Origin of the sequence: Actinoplanes rectilineatus, assembly GCF_000962825.1 — a bacterium.
GTDB classification, from domain to species: Bacteria; Actinomycetota; Actinomycetes; order Mycobacteriales; family Micromonosporaceae; genus Actinoplanes; species Actinoplanes rectilineatus.
In genome coordinates, this window is sequence record NZ_JZKF01000216.1 from 1 (window position 1) to 927 (window position 927).

At 67.1% G+C, this 927-nt stretch carries 1 protein-coding gene; it reads left to right on the forward strand.

Annotated features, from left to right (window positions below):
* A partial coding sequence (locus WH85_RS46170) for a HAMP domain-containing protein (RefSeq protein WP_045748584.1) occupies positions 1-927 on the forward strand: 927 nt, incomplete at both ends.

Genomic DNA, 927 nt, shown 5'->3' on the forward strand with positions numbered 1-927 from the left:
CGGGTGGCCCGCGAGGTGGGCTCGGAGGGCAAGCTCGGCGGTCAGGCCCAGGTCAAAGGCGTTTCGGGTACGTGGCGCGACCTCACCGACAACGTCAACTACATGGCGACGAACCTGACCAGTCAGGTCCGCAACATCGCCTCGGTCACCACCGCGGTGGCGAAGGGCGACCTCGGTCAGAAGATCACGGTCGACGCCCGGGGCGAGATCCTCGAACTCAAGTCGACGGTCAACACCATGGTCGACCAGTTGTCGTCGTTCGCCGACGAGGTGACCCGGGTGGCCCGCGAGGTCGGCACCGAGGGCAAGCTCGGCGGTCAGGCGCAGGTGCGCGGGGTGGCCGGCACGTGGCGCGATCTGACCGACAACGTCAACTCGATGGCGTCGAACCTGACCAGTCAGGTCCGCAACATCGCGCAGGTGTCGACGGCGGTGGCCAAGGGCGACCTGTCGCAGAAGATCACCGTCGACGCGCAGGGCGAGATCCTCGAGCTGAAGAACACCGTGAACACCATGGTCGACCAGTTGTCGTCGTTCGCCGACGAGGTGACCCGGGTGGCCCGCGAGGTGGGCTCGGAGGGCAAGCTCGGTGGTCAGGCGCAGGTGCGCGGGGTGGCCGGCACGTGGCGCGATCTGACCGACAACGTCAACTACATGGCGTCCAACCTGACCGGGCAGGTCCGCAACATCGCCTCGGTCACCACCGCGGTGGCCAAGGGCGACCTCGGTCAGAAGATCACGGTCGACGCCCGGGGTGAGATCCTCGAGCTGAAGAACACCGTGAACACGATGGTGGACCAGTTGTCGTCGTTCGCCGACGAGGTGACCCGGGTGGCCCGCGAGGTGGGCTCGGAGGGCAAGCTCGGCGGTCAGGCCCAGGTCAAAGGCGTTTCGGGTACGTGGCGCGACCTCACCGACAACGTCAAC